The 17,571-nt window shown below is 41.3% G+C and carries 19 protein-coding genes; 17 read left to right on the forward strand and 2 right to left on the reverse strand.

Translation table 11 applies throughout. From position 1 onward, the window contains the following. Positions 1 to 27: 27 nt before the first annotated feature. Entirely contained in the window at positions 28 to 1,200 is a 1,173-nt protein-coding gene (locus KSU66_RS11945; RefSeq protein WP_269051685.1) for a S1C family serine protease, read from the reverse strand. Between the two features lie 165 nt (positions 1,201 to 1,365). Between KSU66_RS11945 and KSU66_RS11950 the strand changes: the two genes are divergently transcribed. From KSU66_RS11950 to KSU66_RS11980, 7 genes are all read left to right on the forward strand, one after another. After that, positions 1,366 to 2,355 (forward strand): LacI family DNA-binding transcriptional regulator, encoded by a 990-nt coding sequence (locus tag KSU66_RS11950; RefSeq protein WP_269051686.1) that lies wholly within the window; start codon positions 1,366 to 1,368, stop codon positions 2,353 to 2,355. A 79-nt stretch (positions 2,356 to 2,434) separates the two neighbouring features. Further along, a complete protein-coding gene (hisD, locus tag KSU66_RS11955) occupies positions 2,435 to 3,712 on the forward strand; it encodes a histidinol dehydrogenase (RefSeq protein ID WP_269051687.1) in 1,278 nt (425 codons plus the stop codon). Positions 3,713 to 3,745: 33 nt separating this feature from the next. Next, complete coding sequence (locus KSU66_RS11960; protein ID WP_269051688.1) at positions 3,746 to 5,059, forward strand: GntP family permease; 1,314 nt, start codon at positions 3,746 to 3,748, stop codon at positions 5,057 to 5,059. Positions 5,060 to 5,404: 345 nt separating this feature from the next. Next, entirely contained in the window at positions 5,405 to 6,946 is a 1,542-nt protein-coding gene (gene adh / locus KSU66_RS11965) for an aldehyde dehydrogenase (RefSeq protein WP_269051689.1), read from the forward strand. 133 nt (positions 6,947 to 7,079) lie between these two features. Further along, a complete protein-coding gene (locus tag KSU66_RS11970) occupies positions 7,080 to 7,238 on the forward strand; it encodes a hypothetical protein (RefSeq protein WP_269051690.1) in 159 nt (52 codons plus the stop codon). 215 nt (positions 7,239 to 7,453) lie between these two features. Next, a complete protein-coding gene (gene adh, locus KSU66_RS11975; RefSeq protein ID WP_269051691.1) occupies positions 7,454 to 8,995 on the forward strand; it encodes an aldehyde dehydrogenase in 1,542 nt (513 codons plus the stop codon). A 20-nt stretch (positions 8,996 to 9,015) separates the two neighbouring features. Then, complete coding sequence (locus KSU66_RS11980) at positions 9,016 to 9,372, forward strand: DUF779 domain-containing protein (RefSeq protein ID WP_269051692.1); 357 nt, start codon at positions 9,016 to 9,018, stop codon at positions 9,370 to 9,372. A gap of 45 nt (positions 9,373 to 9,417) precedes the next feature. Here KSU66_RS11980 and KSU66_RS11985 read toward each other — a convergent pair whose 3' ends face one another. Further along, positions 9,418 to 9,810: a thiol-disulfide oxidoreductase DCC family protein gene (locus KSU66_RS11985; RefSeq protein WP_269051693.1), complete on the reverse strand. Its 393-nt coding sequence runs from the start codon at positions 9,808 to 9,810 to the stop codon at positions 9,418 to 9,420. Positions 9,811 to 10,005: 195 nt separating this feature from the next. Between KSU66_RS11985 and KSU66_RS11990 the strand changes: the two genes are divergently transcribed. The 10 genes from KSU66_RS11990 (at position 10,006) to KSU66_RS12035 (ending at position 17,541) form a co-directional block, all read left to right on the forward strand. After that, positions 10,006 to 10,161 carry a hypothetical protein gene (locus KSU66_RS11990; RefSeq protein ID WP_269051694.1) on the forward strand — a complete coding sequence of 52 codons (156 nt, stop codon included), beginning with the start codon at positions 10,006 to 10,008 and terminating at the stop codon, positions 10,159 to 10,161. 223 nt (positions 10,162 to 10,384) lie between these two features. Next, positions 10,385 to 10,714 (forward strand): PadR family transcriptional regulator, encoded by a 330-nt coding sequence (locus KSU66_RS11995; RefSeq protein ID WP_269051695.1) that lies wholly within the window; start codon positions 10,385 to 10,387, stop codon positions 10,712 to 10,714. Beyond that, the gene (locus KSU66_RS12000) at positions 10,711 to 11,832 is read left to right on the forward strand and encodes a DUF2812 domain-containing protein (protein WP_269051696.1); all 1,122 of its coding nucleotides are present in this window, start codon (positions 10,711 to 10,713) and stop codon (positions 11,830 to 11,832) included. The genes KSU66_RS11995 and KSU66_RS12000 overlap by 4 nt, the downstream gene beginning before the upstream one ends. A gap of 117 nt (positions 11,833 to 11,949) precedes the next feature. After that, positions 11,950 to 12,360, forward strand: a complete 411-nt coding sequence (locus KSU66_RS12005) for a hypothetical protein (RefSeq protein WP_269051697.1) — start codon at positions 11,950 to 11,952, stop codon at positions 12,358 to 12,360. A gap of 54 nt (positions 12,361 to 12,414) precedes the next feature. Next, complete coding sequence (locus KSU66_RS12010) at positions 12,415 to 12,600, forward strand: histidine kinase (RefSeq protein WP_269051698.1); 186 nt, start codon at positions 12,415 to 12,417, stop codon at positions 12,598 to 12,600. 125 nt (positions 12,601 to 12,725) lie between these two features. Then, positions 12,726 to 13,196: a hypothetical protein gene (locus KSU66_RS12015; protein WP_269051699.1), complete on the forward strand. Its 471-nt coding sequence runs from the start codon at positions 12,726 to 12,728 to the stop codon at positions 13,194 to 13,196. A gap of 258 nt (positions 13,197 to 13,454) precedes the next feature. Continuing rightward, positions 13,455 to 14,051 (forward strand): biotin transporter BioY, encoded by a 597-nt coding sequence (locus KSU66_RS12020; RefSeq protein WP_269051700.1) that lies wholly within the window; start codon positions 13,455 to 13,457, stop codon positions 14,049 to 14,051. A gap of 1 nt (position 14,052) precedes the next feature. After that, positions 14,053 to 15,057 carry a biotin synthase BioB gene (bioB, locus tag KSU66_RS12025; protein ID WP_269051701.1) on the forward strand — a complete coding sequence of 335 codons (1,005 nt, stop codon included), beginning with the start codon at positions 14,053 to 14,055 and terminating at the stop codon, positions 15,055 to 15,057. A 129-nt stretch (positions 15,058 to 15,186) separates the two neighbouring features. Next, positions 15,187 to 16,869: a hypothetical protein gene (locus tag KSU66_RS12030; RefSeq protein WP_269051702.1), complete on the forward strand. Its 1,683-nt coding sequence runs from the start codon at positions 15,187 to 15,189 to the stop codon at positions 16,867 to 16,869. A gap of 201 nt (positions 16,870 to 17,070) precedes the next feature. Then, positions 17,071 to 17,541, forward strand: a complete 471-nt coding sequence (locus KSU66_RS12035; RefSeq protein ID WP_269051703.1) for a CtsR family transcriptional regulator — start codon at positions 17,071 to 17,073, stop codon at positions 17,539 to 17,541. The last annotated feature ends 30 nt before the right edge of the window (positions 17,542 to 17,571 follow it).

Here is a 17,571-nt window from a genome sequence, read left to right on the forward strand (position 1 = left end):
TGGGCGGATAGAGGTGCCTCATAGGTGTTATTTTGAAATCGACGGTGAACCTGTAAGTGTGACGTCGATTGTGATCATTTCAGCCCCGCGATATACGGTGAAAGCCGCTTTGTCACCTACGTTGAGTTCAGAGTATAGAAACTTTCGTAGTTCTGTTGAGTTTTTCAAATCTGTTCCATTAATGGCAGTAATGATATCTTCTTCTTGCAATCCGGCTATTCCTGCAGCTGATTCGGGGTCCACAGTTACAACCATCACACCGCCTTCAACGGATGTAGGTAGATTTTGTACATATTGTCCAGGTACTTGGTTAAGATTCGCCAGCCCAACGCCGATATATGGACGTTCGACATGACCGTTTTCCTTCATATCTTTAATTAGGGGAACGACTTCATTACTTGGAATCGCAAAGCCAAGGCCTTCCACGCCGCTTTCAGAAACTTTTAAACTGTTAATGCCGATGACTTGCCCTTGTAAGTTAAGCAACGCCCCTCCACTGTTTCCTGGGTTAATGGCTGCATCGGTTTGAATAACGTTCAATTCCCATTCGCCGGCCGACGTTTTCACAGCAATGGAACGGTCAATCGCACTGACAATCCCTTGTGTAACCGTACCAGAGAAATCCAGTCCAAGTGGGTTTCCGATAGCGACGACCGAATCGCCAGCACGTAATGTATCGGAGTCACCAAATTCAAGCGTGCTCTTTGCATATTTTGCATCTATTTTTAAAACGGCTAAGTCACTAAGGGCATCCGATCCAACGAGTTGAGCGGTTGTTGTTTCGCCACTTTCAAGAGATACTTCAATTTTTTCCGCACCTTCGATGACATGGTTATTCGTCACGATGTATGCGTAGTTCTTATCGGCATTGTAAATAACCCCAGATCCCGTTCCACTCGCAACGCTTTGTCCGTCTTGCCCTTGCGCGAAACGATTTCCACCACTTTTATAATTCACCACACCAACAATTGCCGCGGAAGATTGTTCTACCATGTCGGCTAGTGATAATTCATTGTTTGCTGATGTTTGTACAATGTTAGGTGACGCCACATTCTCCGTGGCAGGTTTTTCTACTTGTGCTTTCGGTGGAATAAAGTTTGTATTGGCAACTACGCCGAGCGTCAAAACAGAGCCAATCACCCCAGCTGCAAGTGTCGATAAAAATCGGTTTCCTTTTTTATTTCGTGTTTCATTTTCCATCGTAAATTCCTCCTGTATGTTCTTGTTGCTTTTATTTTACTAGGTAAGTATGAACAAACTATTAAGGAGAAGTTAACAATCGATGTGAAAAATGAGGCATTTCAAAAGAACGGTTTAAATAGTATAGTTTAGATAAAAGTATTGATTAAAAAGGTTGTGGGTTAGGTGAAGAATTTAGTAACTGCTATGGACGTTGCAAAACGGGCGGGAGTTTCACAGTCGTCCGTATCTAGAGTTTATTTTGAAGGGGCGACGGTGTCTGAAAAAACAAGGGCAAAAGTTTTAGCTGCTGCAGAGGAGTTAGGTTATCGACCGAATGAATTTGCAAGAAGTTTAATTACGAATCGTACAAAAATCATTGGATTAGTGATGAAGGGCGTTGAGAATCCATTTTATCCGCAAGTATTGAAACGATTTACAACAACGTTTAAAAAGTTAGGGTATAGTATTTTGTTTGTATATACGAATAACGATGAAATAGAAAAAGAAGATATTGATATCTTATTGAATTACAATGTAGCGGGCGTAATTATTACCGATGCAACTTTGTCATTGAAGGCAAATGAAAACTTTAAAAATGCTAAAATCCCATTGGTTCTTTTTAACCGAAAAATAGAAAGTAATGATTTCTATTCAGTTTGCTGTAATAACTTAGATGCAAGTAGGGAAATTGCGCAATTCCTAATTGAAAAAGGAAGTTCATCTATGATTTATATTTCGGGGAATAAAAACACGTCAACTAGTAAGGAAAGGGAACAGGGTTTTACCGAAATACTAAGAAGGTATGGGATTCCCTTGGAGAAATACTCATCAGACTATACATATGAAGGTGGATATCAAACAGCCGTACAAATCATTAACGAAAAAAAAATTCCCTCTGCATTTTTTGTGGCCAACGATATTATGGCATTGGGCGTTTTGGATGCGCTTCGTGAAAGCTCAATTTCTGTTCCAGCAGACACGAAAGTAATTGGCTTCGACAATATTGAAATGTCTGCATGGCCAACGTATAGTTTAACGACTTGGGAACAACCTATTACTGAAATGGTCGAACAGACCGTAAAATATTTAGTGGCGGAAATTAAGTCTTACACAGGTTTAGCTGAAAGTATCGAAATAAATGGGGGATTAATTGAAAGAAAAACAACCGGATAGGGTTGACTTTTACAACAATTTCTAATATTCTTTACCTATAATACGTTTTGCATACGTATGCAAACAAGGAGGAAATAAAATGGTTAAAGTATTAAAAGCCGGTAAATCACAAGATGAACTAAATAAAAACAATCTCGAAGTATCTAAAATTGTAGCAAATGCAATACAGGAAATTGAAGAAAGAGGAGACGAAGCAGTCCGAGAATTCTCCGAGAAGTTTGACAAGTGGTCGCCTGAATCATTTCGTTTATCCCAAGAGCAAATCGAGGAAATTGTAGCAAAAGTACCTGCTCAAGCCATCGAAGATATTAAGTTTGCTCAAAAAAACATTCGTCAATTTGCCGAAGCGCAATTAGCGTCACTAAGCGATGTAGAAGTTGAAAATATTCCAGGCGTTATTTTAGGACATAAAAATATTCCGGTAAGCAGTGTTGGATGTTATGTACCGGGTGGTCGTTACCCAATGGTTGCTTCTGCACATATGAGCGTGTTAACGGCTAAAGTTGCTGGTGTTAAACGTGTAATCGCTTGCACACCTCCAATTAACGGTGAAATTCCGAATGCAACGATTGCGGCAATGGCTTTAGCGGGCGCGGATGAAATTTACCTATTAGGTGGAATTCAAGCAATGGCTGCAATGGCAATTGGAACAGAAACAATCCAGTCTGTCGACATGATTGTAGGACCTGGGAATGCGTTTGTTGCCGAATCGAAAAGACAATTATTTGGTCGCGTAGGAATCGACTTGTTTGCGGGTCCAACAGAAACATTAGTCGTTGCAGATGAAACAGCAGATGCTGAAATGATTGCTACAGATCTATTGGGACAAGGAGAACACGGACCGACATCACCAGGTGCTTTAATTACAACATCAGAAAAACTGGCGATGGAAACTGTAGAAGAAATCGAAAGACAGCTTAAAGTATTACCAACAGCAGACATTGCACGTGTTTCTTGGGATGATTATGGCCAAATCTTATTGGTGGATAGCATTGAAGAAGCACTTATAGAAGCGGATAAACTTGCATTTGAGCATGTTGAAATTTTGACAGCAAATCCTGATTACTTCTTGGAAAACATGACGAACTACGGTTGCTTATTCCTAGGGCCAGAAACAAACGTTGCGTATGGCGATAAAGTCATTGGAACGAACCATACATTACCGACAAAAGGTGCTGCTCGTTACACAGGCGGCCTATGGGTAGGGAAGTTTATCAAGACGGTCACGTACCAAAAAGTAACACCTGAAGCGAGTGCTTACATTGGGGAATACGCGGCTCGTCTATGTCAATTGGAAAACTTCGCGGGGCATGCTGAACAAGCATTGTTACGAGTAAGAAGATACGGAAAGAAATAATAATTTCTTTTTGTAAAAGGGGTTAGTAATGAAATGTTAGGGATAATCGGTTTGTTTGGTGGGTTAATATTACTCATATTATTGACGATGAAAGGCATGAACTTGCTAATTGCTGCACCATTATCTGCACTTTTCGTCGCTTTATTAAGCAGTTTACCCCTCTTTCCGCAATTAGCGGAAGAGGGCGCGGCGAACTTCGTTACAAACTATATGGGTGGATTTTCGGGATTCATCGGCTCATGGTATTTAATGTTCTTAACGGGCGCAATCTTTGGTAAAGTTATGGAAGACAGCGGCGCAGCGGAAAGTGTTTCAAAATGGATTGTGGGCAAGCTTGGTATGAAGCGGGCTGCCCTTGCGGTTGTCATTGCTTGTGCAATCTTAACATATGGTGGAGTTAGTTTATTCGTCGTTGCATTTTCTGTGTATCCAATGGCAATCAGTTTGTTTAAACAAGCGAACTTGCCAAGAAGATTCATTCCGGCAACTTTGGCATTTGGATCGACAACGTTTACAATGACATCCGCAGGTTCACCTGAAATTCAAAACTGGATTCCAATTGAATATTTAGGAACGACTGCGTATGCTGGATGGCAAGTTAGTATTATTGTTGCGGTATTCATGATGATTTTCGGTTATTGGTGGCTGAAAAAGATGATTGGAAAAGCAGTTGCCAAAGGCGAACACTTTGTAGATAGGGAAACGGATCATCATGAAGTAAGGGAAAGACTGCCAAATCCATTATTGAGCATGATTCCGTTACTAGTTGTGTTGGCAATCTCATTTATTTTCCACAATTCATTGGGGACCTCTGCATTAATCGTTGCACTAACAAGTGGTGTGATTGCAACGTTCTTGATTAACAGAAAGTACTTCGTGAATTTCGGGAAAGCAGTTTCAGAAGGAACGCTGGGTGCGGTTGTTGCAATTGCTAATACAGCTGCAGTTGTTGGATTTGGTGGAGTTGTAAAAGCAACACCAGCATTTGGTGACGCGGTTAGCTTTATGACGGCAATTCCGGGAAGCCCACTTATTGGTGGTGGGCTTGCGGTAGCTGTTATCGCGGGTTTAACTGGTTCATCTTCTGGTGGACAAGCAATTGCATTGCCACTTCTTGCACCGCATTATTTAGATATGGGCGTAGATCCAGATGCGTTACATCGAGTTGTCGCGATCTCTTCAGGATCTTTGGATTCATTACCGCAAGGCGGTTATGTTGTGACGACAATTCGTTCAATTGCTGGGGAAACGCATAAAGATGCCTATCCTGCGTTCGGAGCGTTAACAGTTATTGTGCCACTACTAGGTGTGATTTTAGCCGTAGCTTTGTTCTCGATAGGGTTATAATGAAAAGATACCCAACAACCTACTTTTTGTAGTGTGTTGGGTATTTTTTAATTTCAAAAGCGGAGAAAGATTCTATGAAAATGTGTAGTGCAAACTAGAATATTAGTTTGCACTATTTTTATTTAAGTAAAAGATCATGCATATTCGTGGGCGCTGATACGTAAGTTAGTAGTGTGTGGAAAAATTAGCGCAGTTGATTAGATTAAAAGAAAAGTATTCTTTTAATTTAAACAAGAAGATTATGCATATGTTACTAGACCGTTGCATAAGATATGTAATGTGCGAAAAATTTCACTGCACATGTTTTGAAAATAGCACGACGATTAGATTGGGAGGAATGTAGAAATGGTTCAAGCGGTAGAAAGTAAGGTATACGCATTTCCAAACACAGACGGTGCGAAAGTAAACTTTAAGGGACAGTACGAAAACTTTATCGGGGGGAAATGGATTCAACCGGTAAAAGGGGAGTACTTTGACAACCCAACGCCTATAACAGGCAAAGTGTTTACGAAAGTAGCCCGTTCAACCGAAGCAGATATCGAACTAGCACTTGATGCAGCGCATGCGGCGAAAGATGCTTGGGGAAAAACTTCCGTAGCAGAACGCGCCAACATCCTACTAAAAGTTGCAGATCGAATTGAAGAAAACTTGGAAAAGCTGGCGGTTGCGGAAACTTGGGAGAATGGCAAACCCATCCGCGAAACGCTAAATGCCGATTTGCCGCTTGCGGTTGATCATCTTCGTTATTTCGCCGGAGCGATTCGGGCACAAGAAGGTGGCGTAAGTCAGATTGACAACGATACAGTAGCGTATCATTTTCATGAGCCAATCGGAGTCGTCGGTCAAATTATTCCGTGGAACTTTCCGATTTTAATGGCGATTTGGAAGCTCGCTCCGGCTTTGGCAGCTGGAAACTGCGTCGTCCTCAAACCTGCCGAACAAACACCTGCATCGATTCTCATACTCATGGAGTTAATAGAAGATTTACTTCCAGCAGGGGTAGTGAACGTTGTAAATGGGTACGGTTTAGAAGCCGGAAAACCACTTGCGTCGAATCCGCGCATCGGAAAAATTGCGTTTACAGGTGAAACAACAACTGGGCGCCTAATTATGCAATATGCTTCCCAAAATACGATTCCCGTCACGTTGGAACTCGGCGGGAAATCACCGAATATTTTCTTTGAAGATATTTTAGACAAAGATGATGCGTTATTAGATAAGGCGGTAGAAGGATTTGTTATGTTCGCGTTTAACCAAGGAGAAGTATGTTCAAGTCCTTCCCGCGCATTAATTCAAGAATCGATTTACGATAAGTTTATCGAACGCGCAATTAAACGAGTCAAGGCGATTAAGACGGGAAATCCACTTGACCCAACTGTGATGATGGGTGCTCAAGCATCTATTGAGCAGCGGGATAAAATCCTTTCGTACTTGGAAATTGGTAAAAAAGAAGGTGCTAAATGCCTAACGGGCGGAAAACGGAATAAGTTAAAAGGCGAATTAAAAGGCGGATATTACATCGAGCCTACTGTTTTTAAAGGTAACAACAAAATGCGTATTTTCCAGGAAGAGATTTTTGGCCCTGTTCTTTCGGTTACTACCTTTAAAACGAAAGAAGAGGCATTGGAAATCGCCAATGACACATTGTACGGTTTAGGTGCAGGCGTTTGGACACGCGATTCGAATACAGCATACCGACTTGGCCGTGAAATCGAAGCAGGCCGTGTATGGACGAATTGTTATCATGAATATCCAGCACATGCGGCATTTGGCGGTTATAAGGCATCAGGTATTGGACGAGAAAACCATAAAATGATGTTGGAGGAATACCAACAAACAAAAAACTTACTCGTTAGTTATGACGAAAACAAGCAAGGACTCTATTAAGAGGTTATGAGAAATTATCGCCGAATCAAAAAGTTTACTACTAATAGGATATTCAGCGTAATTGAAATGGATTAGAAACTGTAGCTTTCCGATTGTATTGCAATACGAGTAAACAACGAGGAGGCGATTTCTCATGAATGAAAAAGTAACATTCGAAGATGCACAAGAAATGGCCAGAAGACGAGACGAGGATTACATTGCATCGCTTAAAATGGTCGGAGAAGGGGATCCAAATTATCCGGATCTTCAAAAAGAAAAAGAGAAAACAAAGCGCGAAGCTGAAAGTAAGTAGACCTCACATTTATGTGAGGTCTTTTTATTTTCGGAAAGTATTTGAATGAGCTAAATCAACTGGCTTCTAGTATTGGTTGCAAAATTTGGTATAGTCTGAAATAATAGTATATGAAACTTATTTTTATTTAGAGATAATTGTAAGCGTATACATCCTTTGGGGTATCCACATGGTAAATTGCTAAAGAAAATCATTGAAATGGGAGGAATGTAAAAATGGTACAAGCTGTAGAAAATCAGGTGTACGCATTTCCGAACACAGATGGGGCTAAAGTAAATTATAAGGAACGTTATGAAAACTATATCGGTGGAAACTGGACGCCGCCAGTAAACGGGGAGTACTTCGATAATATCACTCCAATTACAGGGAAGGTTTTTACAAAGGTGGCACGTTCAACTTCAGAAGATATTGAATTAGCACTTGATGCGGCACATGCGGCAAAAGACGCGTGGGGAAAAACGTCAGTAACAGAGCGTTCAAATATATTACTTAAAATTGCAGATCGCATGGAACAAAACCTAGAAATGCTAGCGGTTGCAGAGACGTGGGAAAATGGAAAAGCTGTCCGTGAAACATTAAATGCGGACATTCCGCTTGCTATCGACCATTTCCGCTATTTTGCTAGTGCGATTCGTGCACAAGAAGGCGGCGTCAGCCAAATTGACAACGACACAGTTGCGTATCATTTCCATGAACCAATCGGAGTCGTAGGGCAAATTATTCCTTGGAACTTCCCGATTTTAATGGCGGTTTGGAAATTGGCACCCGCACTCGCTGCTGGAAACTGTGTCGTTCTTAAACCCGCGGAACAAACACCCGCATCAATTCTCGTACTCGTTGAATTGATAGAAGATTTACTACCAGCTGGTATCTTAAACGTTGTGAATGGTTTTGGTTTAGAGGCAGGAAAGCCACTTGCATCGAATCCACGTATCGGAAAAATAGCGTTTACAGGTGAAACAACAACGGGACGTTTAATTATGCAATATGCATCCGAAAATACAATTCCGGTTACGCTAGAGCTCGGTGGGAAATCTCCAAATATTTTCTTTGAAGATATTATGGACGAAGACGACGCATTTTTCGATAAAGCAGTAGAAGGATTTGTCATGTTTGCTTTAAACCAAGGAGAAGTATGTACATGTCCATCACGTGCGTTAATTCATGAATCGATTTACGATAAATTTATGGAACGGGCAATTGAACGAGTGAAAGCGATTAAGGTAGGAAATCCACTCGATCCAACGGTGATGATGGGTGCCCAAGCTTCCAGTGAGCAACTTGAGAAAATTCTATCTTACTTGGATATTGGAAAACAAGAAGGAGCAGAATGCTTAACAGGCGGAGCGCAAAACCATCTGGAAGGCGACTTGGAAGGTGGATATTATGTCCAACCAACTGTTTTCAAGGGCGACAATAAAATGCGTATTTTCCAAGAAGAGATTTTTGGACCTGTCGTTTCAGTGACAACATTTAAAACGAAAGAAGAAGCGCTTGAAATCGCCAACGATACATTGTACGGCTTAGGCTCGGCTATTTGGACGCGTGATATGAATACAGCGTACCGTTTCGGTCGCGGCATTCAAGCAGGACGCGTATGGACAAACTGTTACCACGTCTATCCGGCACATGCCGCATTCGGCGGATATAAAGCTTCGGGTATTGGTCGCGAAAACCACTTGATGATGTTGAGCCATTACCAACAGACAAAAAATATGCTTGTTAGTTATGACGAAAACAAACAAGGCTTCTTTTAAACGGATAGGGGGAAGTGAAAGTGACGGAACGCGTACTCGCTACTGACGCTGCACTTGAACTCATTGAGTTTTTGAGAAGTAAACACGGTCCGCTTATGTTCCATCAGTCGGGTGGTTGTTGCGACGGCTCATCACCGATGTGTTATCCGGAAGGGGAATTGATTGTTGGTGACCAAGACGTTCTCCTTGGATATATTGGCGAAGCTCCATTTTACATGCATAAAAACCAGTTCGATTATTGGAAACATACTCAGCTCATTATCGATGTCGTCGAAGGTCGTGGCGGGATGTTTTCACTTGAAGGGGTAGAAGGAAAGCGTTTCCTAACAAGATCCCGAGCATTTACGGCTGAAGAAAATAAAGAATTACAAGTTTAATTTTAAAAAACCTTCTGGAGAAATTCAGAAGGTTTTTATTTTGAGTTAAATAAATCTTTTTCGTACTTCGGGTGAAGGCAATGCACAAGAATCATCTTTTTTGCCAAACCATTTGTAGCGATTCCGTGCTACGAAATTATACACACCGTCACGGATTGGACGAGGTATGAGTATAAATAAGAATAAGAGATGCCATAATCCGTCTAGTTTTTTTGCAATGCGAAGCGCTGCTGAAGACTTCGTAAATGCTTTACCTTTTTCAATTAGTACAAGACTGTCGACTTCAGCCGGAATGTTATGATGCTTCACGAGCTCTTGTCCAATCTCGCTTTGCAATGAAGTGAAGTGGAAATGTGCGGCGGGATCTCGCTTAATGATGAATTGGACGCTCGCATCGCAAAAATTACAATCTCCATCGAACATAACAATTCGTTTCATCGAAACACCTCCTCAAGGTTAGTTCTTTCAGTGAGTATAACCCAACGAATGGATGGTCAAACGAATAAGTTCAACCCATTTACAGAAGATTGAAAGTTTAGTATAATGATTGTGAACAATATAAGTTCTGTTTTTTTGCAATTGTTGCTATCCATTGTATTTTGCCGCGGTAAAATTATTTAGGGGGCTGATCGTATGGAAAGGGTACAAATTGATCCAGAAGAAATGGCAAGAAGGATTGACAGGGACTTTATTGAATCGCTAAAAATGATCGGTGAAGGTGCCCCGGTCTATGATTCAGTGTTTGAAGAAGAGGTAGAAGAAAAAGAATTACCAAGGGACTATCAATAAATAGAATGTATGTAAGCAGGGCCTTCCAAATTAGAGGGCTCTTTTTTGTTTTGTGAAAAATCAATATTGACCGACTATGTCACGACATGATATAGTCGAATCGTGATATATTGAACTGGAAAATCCTCCTTACAACGCTCGGCTACCCCGGTAGTCGCCTTCGCTGGAGATTACGTGGAAATCATAAGCTCAACCTAACTAGTAGAAACGGATGTGATTCCGATTGAAAATAGAGAAAGTTATTAAATCATATATTCCGATGACAGAAACAGCGTTTTATATATTGTTGTCGCTTACTGTCCCGCGCCACGGTTATGGCATTATTAAACATGTTGAAGAGTTGACAAAAGGGCGACTAGTTCTGGGCTCCGGAACCATTTATGGGACGTTGAAGAAAATGCAACGGGACGGAATTGTCACCGTCTACGCAGATGAGAAAAGAAAAACAATCTATGAAGTTTCGGATATAGGGAAAGCGCTGATGCGTCATGAAATGACTCGATTGAAAGAATTGTACGCAAATGTCATGCAGCACGAGGAGGAATTTAAATGATAAAAAAGTGGAGGCCTTTTTGGAGTTATGATATCGATAAAACGGAGCGTTGGTTGTCGGAAAGTGCGGCAGAAGGGAAGCGGCTCATCGGCTTGAATCCCTTTTCGCGGATGTTTTTATTTGAAGAAGCGGAACACGAAGAAGTGGAATACCAAGTTGTCTATGACAAGACTATAAGTGGCTTGCCGCGGGCGTTGGGTGATTCCGGTTGGGAAAATCTATTATCAGTAGGGAATTGGAAGTTTGTAAAAAATAGTGGGGATACGATTCGTACGTACCCATCTCGGGATGGTGTATTGAAAAGGAATCGGATGCATTCTTTACTGCTAACGATTCTTGCTTTCGTGTATGGGTTCCAATTAATCCCGTTCGCGTTTGCTATGTTATCACTTTTATTTTTCCCGGAAAGTTCGGTTTTTGTGCCAAGTCCGTTATGGTCCATTACATTCCTTTACTTTATACAAGCGATTGCTGTCATTATTCTTACCTTTTATATGACAACCAAATTGCGAGCATTCGAACGTAAGTATTTCAGTACGTCCGTTGACGCGGGGATTTCGATTGGGAAAACGTTTGCCAAATGGAAATTTAGCTGGATGTACGCACCGGATTTAATAGAAAATTGGCTTTCGGATATGTCGGAGGAAGGAAATCATCTTGTTCAAGTGGGTAAACTAGGTACGCGTTTCGTTTTTGAAAAAGGGACCCCGAAACTTGTATCGTATGTGCACGATTATCAGTTGAAAACTTCCCCGAATTATTATGATATCCATAAAAGTGCAGGGTGGCAGTTGAAATTTACGTCGCCGCATTCAATTACGAAATACTCGATTTGGCAGAAAGAGTATGAGGCCGGTGGAGAGAAGCCACAGTTTACATATGATGCGGCGGAGAAAAAAGCACAGTTTCGAAAAGTCTTGTTGACGAGTACGAGTTTAGTTGTTTATTTCCTAGTAATTTTAGCTTTTAATTTGCGGCTTAACTTTTTTACTTATCAAGCACATGATCAAAGCCTTTTCCAACAAATTATAATAGGGCTATTAATCGTGACATCGTTTATACCTATCCGTATTGCCATTCGGACCTTCCTGTATGCTAGGCGTATGCGGAACGTTTGAATTTATTCCAACTAAGGGGTGTGTTTGCTCCTGAATTACAATTCCGTCAATTAGCTATAGTCTCTCGCCCGTCTGTCCTTCTCTTTTTCACATGTAATAGAAGGAGGAGGTGAGAATATGATGCAACAAGGAAACTATTGGGGCAATCAGATGCAACAGCCTATGGGTAACCAAATGGGTCATCACATGCAACAACCTATGGGTAACCAAATGGGTCATCAGATGCAACAACCTATGGGCAACCAGATGGGTCATCACATGCAGCAACCTATTGTTTGTCCGACGCAGTACAGATTCCATGATCAGTTTACACCGCAAGAAATTCCTGTGATTCATCCAATTGTGAACGTGAACCGCGAACATATGGTTCCGGTACCTCGCCATTTCTATACAGAGTCGACACAGAATGTGAATTGTGGACCAGTTAGACCTGGTTTCGGTCCTGGCTCCGGTCCTGGCTTTGGTGGACCCGGACATGGTCAAGGTCAAGGGTGTGGAAGACGACGAGGACGTAGAATGGGGTTCTAAAAACGAATTATGGTAGAATAAAGTTACCATAACTTTATTCTGAGGGTGAAACTAGTGAGAGTGTTTAAATATGTCGTTCCAATCATGGTTATCGTTGCAACGGTTAGTTTGTATATGCTAAATCGTAATTATGCAGACCTTCCGGGAACAACGCAGCTGCTGATTACGGTCGGTGCGATGATTGTGAGCGGAATCATTTCGTATTTCCTATTTCCACGAGACGAAAACGAGAATTCTTAAAGGAAGATCGGGGCTAATAGGCCGCCGATCTTTTTTTTTATCGTTTTGAAGTAACTATCTGACATTTCCCTTCATAGTTGACAAAAAGCTTTTGCAAACGAATAATGCTTTTGGGAGGGATTAATTTGTCAACACAAGCGAATGATAAAAAACTAGAAAAGGCTAATAGAGTAACGAAAATTTCGGTCGCTTTATTCGTTCTAGTACTCATCATAGGATTTGTCGTCTTACCTTTCTTTGGAATGCCTGGACTATACAAGGTTCTCAAGAATTATGGATTTGTTAAAATAACTTTTGCCGATAGTTTAGTAAGCAATTTAATATATTTTGCTTTCTTTTGTTTCATCATCTATTTAATTACTTTAGTGCTAGATTTAGTGTCGAAAATAATTGTCCTTTTTACTCGCATGAAATTTACTACAAAGACAATGGTACTAAATTATTTAAGTCAATCCTTGTTAGGTACGTTTATATTCAAAGGATTGCTTGGTAGTAGTTTTGAAAGAATAAATTTATCCTTAAGTGGGACTTTTTTTATGTTTTCAACGGTCTACTTAATTTATTTTGCGCTTCTTGATGACTACAATGATTTATGAAGTTCTAAAAGACTTCCGTGCGGGAGTCCTCTTTTGAAAAAAATTTGTACTATTGCATGACATCTAACCCTCAGCTCTTTTGGTTGGCATGCTTTTATGAAATATGAAACGGAAAAGCTACCTTTTGGTAGCTTTTTTTAAATTTAAAAATGTAAGAGTCCACACGCTGAAAATGGGTTAACCTAAAATAATATTTAGTTGACCTATTTAAAGTTTTAGTTTATTCTATTAAAAGTAACTACACTGTGGAGGTAAAGTATGACAATAGCAACGGTGAAAACAAAAAGTGAAAGTGGAATGAGTGCGTTAAGTCTTGTGTACAGTGCGATGTTCGCCGCACTTATGATGATTGGTGCGAACATTACCGCTTTTGTACCTTTTTTGGTCGTCGGGAGCGTGCCGATTACATTGCAGACGTTTTTCGCAATACTTGCCGGACTTCTACTCGGCAGCCGTAGGGGCGCGTTGGCAATGACGGTCTATATGTTCATTGGGCTTGCGGGTGCACCCGTATTTGCAAGATTCGGAGGCGGTTTCAGCTCGATTATTAGCCCGACATTTGGATTTATTGTTTCTTTTATTTTTACAGCATACATTGCTGGGAAAATTGTTGAAAAGAATGGAAAGCTACACGGATACATCATCGCCGCACTTGTGGCAATGAGTGTGAACTACTTATTCGGAACGAACTGGATGTACGTGGCTTTTAAGTTTTGGGCAGCAGCCCCGGACGCGTTCTCGTACAAAGTAGCATGGGCTTTAATGATGCCGCCATTACCGAAAGACATCCTTTTAGCAGTACTCGCAGGGATGTTTGGACACCGCATGTACAAAGTATTGAAAGTGAGGAAATGACATGACAAATTATGATGTATTAGCAGAAAAGGTTCTTGCAGGACATATATTGACGGATGAAGAGGCGCTTTCTATATTGGATAGTCCTGATGATGACTTGCTAGCTCTTCTCCACGGGGCATACAAAGTACGTAAATATTATTACGGCAACAAAGTGAAGTTGAATATGATTATGAACACGAAATCGGGCTTATGCCCAGAGAACTGCGGGTACTGTGCGCAGTCAATTGTCTCGAAAGCACCGATTGAAAAGTATTCGATGATGAAACGAGAAGAAATTATTGCAGGCGCGGCGCGTGCGGCGGAATTAAATGCAGGGACATTTTGTATCGTGGCGAGTGGACGAGGACCCGCAAATCGGGAGCTTGAAATTGTTATCGACTCTGTGAAAGAAATTAAATCAAAGCATGAACATATGACAGTTTGTGCATGTCTAGGACTTTTAAAGTCAGACCAAGCAAAGCGTTTAAAAGAGGCTGGAGTGGACCGATATAATCATAATATCAACACGTCCGAAGCACATCATGAAACTATTACGACGTCGCATACATACGGGGATCGTGTGAATACGGTTAATTTGGCGAAAGATGCCGGCATTTCACCATGCTCCGGCGTCATTATCGGTATGCGGGAAACGAAAGAGGATGTCATAGCGATGGCTCGCAGTTTACATGTCATGGATGCGGATTCGATTCCAGTGAACTTTTTACATGCAGTCGATGGGACTCCTCTTGGCGGTACGGACGAATTGAATCCTCGATACTGCTTGAAAGTACTTTGCTTATTCAGATTCATGAATCCGACAAAGGAAATTAGAATATCCGGTGGTCGTGAGGTGAATTTACGAAGCCTTCAGCCGTTCGGATTGTATCCGGCAAACTCAATTTTCATAGGTGACTATTTGACAACAGAAGGTCAAGAAAGTAACCGTGATCGACAAATGCTTGAGGATCTAGGATTTGAAATCGATCTGGAACCTTTAATAAAAGAACCTGTTACAGTGTAAATCAAAAACGAACTTCCCATTAAGGTGGGAAGTTCGTTTTTGATTTAATTATGAATATGAAACTATTTCCCCAATTCAACCGTATACTTACTATTAACGAAAATATTTAAAGTGGAGAAGGGTGTATTTATGATTAATTTACTTATTTTTTCAATTATAGTAGGTATCGTGGCAAGTGTCATTATTGTGCCGTTGGCGATGAATAATTCAGAGACGAAGGAGCCTGTGAAGTTCAATAGGTGGGCAGCGATGGCTAGTACGGCTACGTTATTTGCAATCATTGTCTTTGTGCTCTATTACGTGACAAATATGGACAGAAATTGGACATCCTTGTGGGTTGCACTGCTCGTCGTTACTTTTTTAGGCGTAGTTGTAGCAGGGGCAAAGGATCGGAAGCCGAAAATCGTCCTATTTCTTGCTGCGCTTGCTGTCGGCGTGTATATACTAAGCGCGCCATTATTCAATGCCGATAAGAAATATAAAGCAGTCGAAATGGATCAGAAAGTAGAAATCACCGCTTTTGATGAAACGAAAACACCAGCAAGTGTGCCACCCAAGTTTGCACGTAATAAGATGAAGAAAGCATTCGGTCAAGTACCGAATACGAGTTATTATGAGTTAGGTAGTTTGCAAATTCAAAAAGTCGATAACAAGTTTGTCTATATCGCACCCGTTGAATTTTCAGGCTTCTTTAAATGGTGGAATGCGAAAACAACACCAGGATACTTCACGATGAGTGCGACCGACTCGTCAGACAATCCGAAGTTTGTGAAAGCTGAAATGGCGTATACGCCGTCGTCGTTCTTCGGTAAGCAAGTTAAGCGCCACATGCGTATGGAAACGCCGAATCTAATTTATTACGGCGATGTTCAGCTTGAAATTGATGATGACGGAAAACCTTTTTACATCCGTTCATACGGTGAATTTATTACAGCACGTGATGGTTTTGATGTGAAAGGAATTGTCATGGTAGATGCGATGACAGGAAAAGTTGAGAAATATGCGACTTCAGAAGTGCCTGCATTCGTTGACGGTGCTGTATCTCCTGAAGCCGTAAGTCTGCAAAACAGCTACTTTGGTAACTACATTCATGGTTTTTGGAACTCAGTCGTTGGTAAAAAAGATGTGAAGCTCCCGTCGGATGAAGGAACGGAAGCAAATGTCAGTCCGATTTTCGACGAGAATGGGCATATGTATTACTTCACCGACTTTACAAGCCCGAAAGAAGGCGTCGATTCAATGCTCGGATATGCATTGACAGACGGTCGAACAGGTAAAGCAACGTATTATACTGGGAACCTAGAAGAGTCGTATATGGATTCGCAAGGGGCCCTCCAAATTATTGAAAAGAAATTCATCGAAAAGAAATGGTCTGGTGAAATGCCGGTGCTATACAATTTCTACGGTGAAGCAAGTTGGTTAACGCCTGTGCTTGACTCAAATGGTTTTTTACAAAATTACTTTATCGTATCAGCGGCTAATCCAGAAATCTCTGTCTTTGGAAACACGCCAAACGAAGCGTTGAAGCTCTACAAGACGGCTATACAGCGTGGGGGAAGTACGGTTGATGGAAGTTCCAATGCAGAAGAGGATCAGGCGACAGTGACCGTTGTACGCGTTTTTAAGGAACGTGTAGGAGATTTCACACTCGTCTCTATTTTGTCGGAAGACGGCCGGAACTTCCTTGTGTCATCCGAGACTGTGCCACTTTCTATTTATATTCAAGAAGGTGACCAACTACAAATCACGTATATGGAAACGGGCGAATTATTCCTGCCAGTGAAGGAATTGACGAACGCCAGCGTAGAATAATGACCATCGGGGTGCAGGTAGGAAACTTCCTTGCACCCCGGTTGTCTTTTAAATGATTAAAGAATGGTCTGGATTGTCGATACTTAGCAACCAATAGCCCGCAATGCATATCAATTGCGACACCTTAGTCCTGTCATGTACAATCAAGTCAAAGATAGTCAAGGTCAATGTTCTATCACTTGAAGTGAAAGAGGTGAGAACGTGCGAAACATTTCTGACATTATTGAAGGATATTTAAAGGCGATACTAGAAGAAGAACAGAACGGTCCAATTGAAATTAAGCGAAATGAAGTTGCTGAAAAATTTCAATGTGTCCCGTCGCAAATCAATTACGTCATAAATACCCGATTTACAGAAGAACGTGGGTACGCGGTTGAATCCAAACGTGGCGGTGGTGGCTATATTCGCATATTTCGAGTAAGAACAAATTCACGTAAAGATTTAATCGACCATGTATTGTCGGGCTTGCAAGAAGGGGCATCCAATACGATGGCATTGGATATTGTGTACCGTCTTATGGAAGAAGGGGTTATCTCAGAACGTGAATCGAAACTTATACTCGCGGCTGTTGACCGTACGACCATTCGTTTACCGTTGCCTGAGCGTGATGTAATTCGTGCGCGTATATTACAGGCAATGTTACTGACGCTTATTTACGAGCAGTTGGACTGAGATTTAATCCTATTAAACCGATATGAGGTG

The sequence above is a fragment of the Sporosarcina sp. G11-34 genome (genome assembly GCF_026931025.1).

What these genes read in the sequence shown, in the direction of transcription:
- bioB (WP_269051701.1), top strand. Translation starts at nt 14,053, where the DNA reads ATGACAAATTATGATGTATTAGCAGAAAAGGTTCTTGCAGGACATATA.
- KSU66_RS12000 (WP_269051696.1), top strand. Translation starts at nt 10,711, where the DNA reads ATGATAAAAAAGTGGAGGCCTTTTTGGAGTTATGATATCGATAAAACG.
- KSU66_RS12030 (WP_269051702.1), top strand. Translation starts at nt 15,187, where the DNA reads ATGATTAATTTACTTATTTTTTCAATTATAGTAGGTATCGTGGCAAGT.
- hisD (WP_269051687.1), top strand. Translation starts at nt 2,435, where the DNA reads ATGGTTAAAGTATTAAAAGCCGGTAAATCACAAGATGAACTAAATAAA.
- KSU66_RS12020 (WP_269051700.1), top strand. Translation starts at nt 13,455, where the DNA reads ATGACAATAGCAACGGTGAAAACAAAAAGTGAAAGTGGAATGAGTGCG.
- KSU66_RS11960 (WP_269051688.1), top strand. Translation starts at nt 3,746, where the DNA reads ATGTTAGGGATAATCGGTTTGTTTGGTGGGTTAATATTACTCATATTA.
- KSU66_RS11990 (WP_269051694.1), top strand. Translation starts at nt 10,006, where the DNA reads ATGGAAAGGGTACAAATTGATCCAGAAGAAATGGCAAGAAGGATTGAC.
- adh (WP_269051691.1), top strand. Translation starts at nt 7,454, where the DNA reads ATGGTACAAGCTGTAGAAAATCAGGTGTACGCATTTCCGAACACAGAT.
- KSU66_RS11945 (WP_269051685.1), bottom strand. Translation starts at nt 1,200, where the DNA reads ATGGAAAATGAAACACGAAATAAAAAAGGAAACCGATTTTTATCGACA.
- KSU66_RS12005 (WP_269051697.1), top strand. Translation starts at nt 11,950, where the DNA reads ATGATGCAACAAGGAAACTATTGGGGCAATCAGATGCAACAGCCTATG.
- KSU66_RS11970 (WP_269051690.1), top strand. Translation starts at nt 7,080, where the DNA reads ATGAATGAAAAAGTAACATTCGAAGATGCACAAGAAATGGCCAGAAGA.
- KSU66_RS11985 (WP_269051693.1), bottom strand. Translation starts at nt 9,810, where the DNA reads ATGAAACGAATTGTTATGTTCGATGGAGATTGTAATTTTTGCGATGCG.
- adh (WP_269051689.1), top strand. Translation starts at nt 5,405, where the DNA reads ATGGTTCAAGCGGTAGAAAGTAAGGTATACGCATTTCCAAACACAGAC.